This window comes from Prevotella sp. HMSC077E09, from assembly GCF_001814685.1.
GTDB lineage: Bacteria > Bacteroidota > Bacteroidia > Bacteroidales > Bacteroidaceae > Prevotella > Prevotella oris.
Map to the genome: position 1 here is coordinate 28,848 of NZ_KV817587.1, position 5,103 is coordinate 33,950.

Annotated in this window: 7 protein-coding genes; 4 read left to right on the forward strand and 3 right to left on the reverse strand. The window is 44.5% G+C overall.

Annotated features, from left to right (window positions below; genetic code table 11):
• From HMPREF2983_RS14345 to HMPREF2983_RS11145, 3 genes are all read right to left on the reverse strand, one after another.
• Window positions 1-311: YWFCY domain-containing protein (locus HMPREF2983_RS14345; RefSeq protein ID WP_246829402.1), on the reverse strand; the 311-nt coding region annotated here is incomplete at its 3' end.
• 66 nt (window positions 312-377) lie between these two features.
• Window positions 378-1,658, reverse strand: a complete 1,281-nt coding sequence (mobB, locus tag HMPREF2983_RS11140) for a conjugal transfer protein MobB (protein WP_029216669.1) — start codon at window positions 1,656-1,658, stop codon at window positions 378-380.
• Window positions 1,655-2,068: a plasmid mobilization protein gene (locus tag HMPREF2983_RS11145; protein WP_025068428.1), complete on the reverse strand. Its 414-nt coding sequence runs from the start codon at window positions 2,066-2,068 to the stop codon at window positions 1,655-1,657. Before HMPREF2983_RS11145 ends, mobB begins: the two co-directional genes overlap by 4 nt.
• Before the next feature lie 589 nt (window positions 2,069-2,657).
• On the opposite strand from HMPREF2983_RS11145, the gene HMPREF2983_RS11150 reads away from it, so the two are divergent.
• From HMPREF2983_RS11150 to HMPREF2983_RS11165, 4 genes are all read left to right on the forward strand, one after another.
• Window positions 2,658-3,461 carry a division plane positioning ATPase MipZ gene (locus tag HMPREF2983_RS11150; protein WP_025068427.1) on the forward strand — a complete coding sequence of 268 codons (804 nt, stop codon included), beginning with the start codon at window positions 2,658-2,660 and terminating at the stop codon, window positions 3,459-3,461.
• Complete coding sequence (locus HMPREF2983_RS11155; protein ID WP_025065565.1) at window positions 3,448-3,966, forward strand: DUF3408 domain-containing protein; 519 nt, start codon at window positions 3,448-3,450, stop codon at window positions 3,964-3,966. Before HMPREF2983_RS11150 ends, HMPREF2983_RS11155 begins: the two co-directional genes overlap by 14 nt.
• The gene (locus tag HMPREF2983_RS11160; RefSeq protein ID WP_025065566.1) at window positions 3,963-4,739 is read left to right on the forward strand and encodes a hypothetical protein; all 777 of its coding nucleotides are present in this window, start codon (window positions 3,963-3,965) and stop codon (window positions 4,737-4,739) included. Before HMPREF2983_RS11155 ends, HMPREF2983_RS11160 begins: the two co-directional genes overlap by 4 nt.
• Before the next feature lie 156 nt (window positions 4,740-4,895).
• Window positions 4,896-5,103: DUF4134 family protein (locus tag HMPREF2983_RS11165; protein ID WP_070668423.1), on the forward strand; the 208-nt coding region annotated here is incomplete at its 3' end.

The following is a 5,103-nucleotide window of genomic DNA, read 5'->3' on the forward strand; positions in this document are numbered from 1 at the left end:
ACAAAGCCTGAGAAAAGCACCGTCCAAATCTTTGACCAAGTGATTTTCTCTTCTTTCACGCCTTTCGTTCCCAAACATGACAAGGTAAGAAACACCACACAAAAGAGTTTCGTCCATAGGATAGATGAAAATAATCCCGTGGTGCGTTGAAAGTTCATCAGTATCTTGTTGATGATACCGAGTGTGAAGTGCCATTCTTGAAATGCCTCGTAGCAGAACCAATAACAGTTAATCAGGAGGAATATCACCGATATACCCCGCATAAAGTCCATGACCTTACCTAATGCCCTTAAATCATCTTCTTGTGCCATAATAATATTATTTTGTAGCCTCCCCCAACCCCTCCGAAGGGAGGGGAGATAGAAATGCTCGTTTATTTAATGTTTTCTTCGTCTAAGTTTTACCTTACTTTGTCTGCGGAGTTTACGCTGCCATGCCGCTTCCTTCCAATCATCGTTGCCCGTAGTTCTGAATGATTCACCCACCATATCCTCGATAAGTTCATCGACAAGGTTGTCGCTTTCTTCTGTATTTTGTTGCAAAGTTTGAACGGTTGCCGATTGTTCCAAGCGGACAGACGGACTGCCATACAACGTTTCGTCCAAGAATGGGTTGTACGTTGAATTGGAGAAATACGCATTGAATATGTTGGCAGCATACCCCTTGCCCAATCGTGAGCCGTTGAGCGCAATGCCCACTTCATCATCAATGAAAGTAATGCCATAGATGCGTCCGCTTTCGTTCTTTCGGATTACCACACGCAAGCCTTGTTCCTCCAATCTTTGTTGTAAGGCCTTCTCTGTTTGAGGAGAAGAACACATCACTTCCAATATCCTGTGTCTCATTGCCGGTATCAGTGGCTTAATAGCTTGCTTTGATTTCTGTATCCTGTTCTGTACAGCAGTATAGCCCATACCACGACCAATGTCCGATGCGTTGATGGGTGTACTTATTTTGCCTCCCTTATCATCAGTCGGAACATAGACCACTCCATCGTATTTCTTTCCCCGAAACTCCGTTTTGATTTCCTCTACGGCAAGGTTGTATGCAGAAAGGATGGCGTTCAGCTCGCCCAAGGAGCAGAAGCGATAATGCCCCAGCACCATGCGGACAACGCTTGCCACCTGCTCCTTGATATTCCCTTTACCAATATCTACCTTGGGCGTTTCTGCTACTGCCTTTTCAGTAACCTTTGAACTTGGAATGAGACCAAATTTTCTTTCCAAGGCATCGGTAATTTGCTTGCTCCGCCGTTTTTCAAACTTGTCGTTAATTTTCTGTCCACGACTATCCACCCGAAGCGACACGATGTGTATATGCTCACGGGCGATGTCGTTATGCTTGAACACGATATAGGGTTGCTTGCCATAACCAAGTGCCTCCATATACTCCTTGGCAATCTGCATAAGCGTTTCATCGGAGAGTTTCTCGTCCGGGTGCGGATTGAGCGAGCAATGGAACACCATCTTCTTTGTCCGGCATTTCTTTGGTATCAGAGCCTCCATGTCGACAAGCACGTCTTCCATCGTATAACGTCCCTCCTTGTTCTGATACAACTCTGCTGCATGGAGAATGCTCGCTTCCCCTTTTTCTACCTTTTTGAAGTTATAACCGAGTGCCCCTCCAAGGTTCTCCGTACTTGAAATCTTCGCTATCATTTCTTGCGGTAATCTATGGTAAGACTGATAGCCTGCTCCTGCAAGGCAATGATTTGAGCCGACAGTTTCGCCAACTTTTCAAGCAGAATCTGTGCGGTCTTGACCGAATGATAACTGTTGATAGCACGTACAGTCTGATTATACAGCACACCAATCTTATGGATTTGTGCCGTCAATTCAGAGAGTTTCCGGTAGTATTCTACAGCGGATTTATCCACCGTGATGACCTTAAAACTCTCTCCAAGAATACGCCCACGCACAAAATCCGACTTCGTTTCTGCTCCTGAACGCTGAAACAAATCAATCGCTTTTTGCTGGTCTTTGGGGTTGGGCAACCGCACATGCCAGTTGTCCCAACGTGGCTTTTCTGCCGTTTTTCGTTCTGAACGATGTTCCTCCTTCTTATCCATATCCATTTGGTTTCTAATTACGACTTTGGAGTAATTCATCTCCCCTTCGGGGCAAGGGTCTTTGTGGTACAAACGGAGGTTTGTGTTACAAAGACACACCTTGCTGGTATTAAGAAATGATACGATAGAAGTATCCACCCTCGTGGGGTGTCTACTTCGGGATATTACCTCCATGTATTATTCTCGCCTGCAAAGTTACGGCGAGTTTTCAAATAACTCATTATCAGCGATATTCCCTCTTTTCCCTTGTGTTTCCCTGTGTTTCATCGGTGTAATAAAATCAACCAAAATATCATTTATTTTGCAGCCAAAACGAGCGAACTATGGTATGATGACACAAGCAAAAGACACATCGTATTACCGTTGGCTTGCACCAAAGATGCAAAGAAGAAACGAAACATATTCATGACAATTTGTTGTCATGACAAACTATTGTCAATACAACAGATTGCAAGAACTATAAATCGTCCTTTCAGACTATCGCACGAACCATACGCAGCCAGAACAAACTGTCTGCTGATACTTCTCAAGAATGAGAGCACATCCAAACATCAAATAGACAAGTAATATGAACTAAGAAATTATCATTATGGAGAACAAACAACAACGCCCCCTCTTTCTGGGGTTCTCCTCACAAAAGGGAGGAGTAGGAAAAAGCACGCTTGCTGAAATTGTGAGCAGCATATTGTACTACGAACAGGGCATCAACCTCTTCGTGATGGACTGCGATCTGTCGCAGGACTCCTTTTACAAACTGAGGGAACGCGAGAAAAGTGTCGTTCAGGAAAGCGAAGAGCTTTCCATGTCCATGGAGGAATACTTTCACTACCTCGGCAAAAAGGCATACAGAATTTATAAGTCCAGCCCCAAAGAAGCTGTCAGGATTGCACGGAATAAAATCGACACTATCAACAATGAGACGTACCAGTTGGTCGTGTTCGACTTCCCCGGTCATGCAGGGACCACAGAGTTGATGGAGCTGTCCCTTCAGATGGACTATATCCTATCTCCACTTGAAGCCGATATACAGTCACTCGTCTCTTGTATGGCATACGCCAAGACCATCACGGATATTGGTGTTTCTATGTCCGACTCACGGATAAAGGACATTATCCTGTTCTGGAACAAGGTGGACAGAAGGGTAAGGAACGTCATCATTGACGAATACACAAAACTTATCCAAGGACACGAACTCACACTCCTGCCCGGCTATGTATATGCCACACACCGTTTCTCCCACGAACTTTCCACATACGGGCTACGAGGCGTGTTCCGTTCTACCTATCAGCCTCCTGCAAGGGGATTACGAACGGGCACGGGGCTGGATGAACTCGTCTCCGAGATAATTCAACGTCTCAAACTAAAAACAAAAACAGAACATGGCAACGATTGAGGAAAGAAAGCAGCAACTGGAAAAGAAGCTGAAGAAAATGGCAGAGGACAATGTAGTGGTGAAACCTGTCACGGTCCCCAACCCCTTCGATCCATCCGAGGACACCGAGCCTTCCCTCGCAACATCACGAGAGGAAGACAAAAGTTCGGAAGAAATGAAGACGGCAAAAGAAGAACGAACAGACGAAACTGGAGGAGAGGAAATCGGGAACACGGAACCGAAAAGAGAAAGAAAACCGAGAATAGAAAAGTCTGGCATGTCGTCCCTTTCCATAGAGGAATACCGTTCCCTATACTTTCATCCCGTACGTTCGCAAATGCGGACGGCTTTCTCCATCAATTTGGAGACATTACAGAACCTGCGCAATGTGCTACAAGACTTAGGAGAAAGGGTATCTATTGCTTCCTATATTGATAATATCCTCCGGGAGCATCTGCGGGAACATCAGGAACTTCTCAATAATGCAGCAGCAAAGCAAAGACGTAAGACAACAATAACACTATGATGGAAACAATACTTTTCAGTTTTATATTGGTACTCATCATCATTTGGATGATGCTTGGTATCCTGTATTTCTATATGCGGTATGTATCTCCGTATGACTTCATTATCAAGAAAAACGGAAAGAGCGATGAAGATAGCAAGAAGAAAGGAGCAACGAAGAAAAAAGACGGACAGAAAGGAAAAGGAACAATAGAGCAAGCCGAGTTTGTACTGATTGGAAAAAGCCGTTCCACTTCCCCGATTATCCCACAAATTCCCTCTGTTTCATCATCTGAAAATTCAAAGCAGAATAATAATAATTTTGCACCGCAGAACTCCGAAAAGGAGGAAGAAATGAAAGAGGACAACGAAATGGACGTTGATTTCGAGATGGAGAGAGTGGACGAAGATGAGATTGTCCGTGAGGAATTAAACCTATCCATCGAGTCCACATCGGGCGAAGCCGAAATTTCGGAGCAGTCCGTCCTCGCACGTGACTTAGTCCGCCTGCAAAAGTGGGCAAAGAACAGTGAGGAGGCTAATGAGGAAGAAGTCAAAGAGACCGTTCTGCAGCTTCAAGACTCAGACCTGTTGGATAAGTACAAAGAAAACATCGCCAAGATGCTGGGTGAACAAGCCTTGCTATTGGAGAAAATCCGTAAGGCGGAAGAAAAGGAAGAACAGAGTGCTCAACCAGCAATGCTTTCATCACAAAACCCAACACCTCCTGTTTCTGGCATATCTGACACAGCGGTGGGCGATGCTGACGACAAACCGCTGTCCTATTATCTGTAAAAATGGTTTCTTGATTTTCATATTTTGGAGGAATGCAGGGGTGGCTCAAAAGTAAAACAATCAACCAATATCAGTCATACGATAAAACCGAGTCACCCCTTACCACCTCTATCTAAAAGAAAATAATTCATTTAACAACATAAAATAAAAAGAACAATGAACAACAAAAAGAAAATCACAATGCTGTTCCTGCTGACGGCTACAGCCATAGGAGCATACGCACAAGGCAACGGCATGGCGGGTATCAATGAAGCCACAAAGATGGTAACAAGCTATTTTGATCCCGGAACAAAGCTTATCTATGCCATCGGAGCCGTGGTAGGTCTGATTGGAGGAATAAAAGTGTACAACAAGTTCTCAAGTG

Coding starts and splice junctions, on each gene's coding strand:
- mobB (WP_029216669.1), bottom strand. CDS start 1,658: ATGATAGCGAAGATTTCAAGTACGGAGAACCTTGGAGGGGCACTCGGT.
- HMPREF2983_RS11145 (WP_025068428.1), bottom strand. CDS start 2,068: ATGGATAAGAAGGAGGAACATCGTTCAGAACGAAAAACGGCAGAAAAG.
- HMPREF2983_RS11150 (WP_025068427.1), top strand. CDS start 2,658: ATGGAGAACAAACAACAACGCCCCCTCTTTCTGGGGTTCTCCTCACAA.
- HMPREF2983_RS11155 (WP_025065565.1), top strand. CDS start 3,448: ATGGCAACGATTGAGGAAAGAAAGCAGCAACTGGAAAAGAAGCTGAAG.
- HMPREF2983_RS11160 (WP_025065566.1), top strand. CDS start 3,963: ATGATGGAAACAATACTTTTCAGTTTTATATTGGTACTCATCATCATT.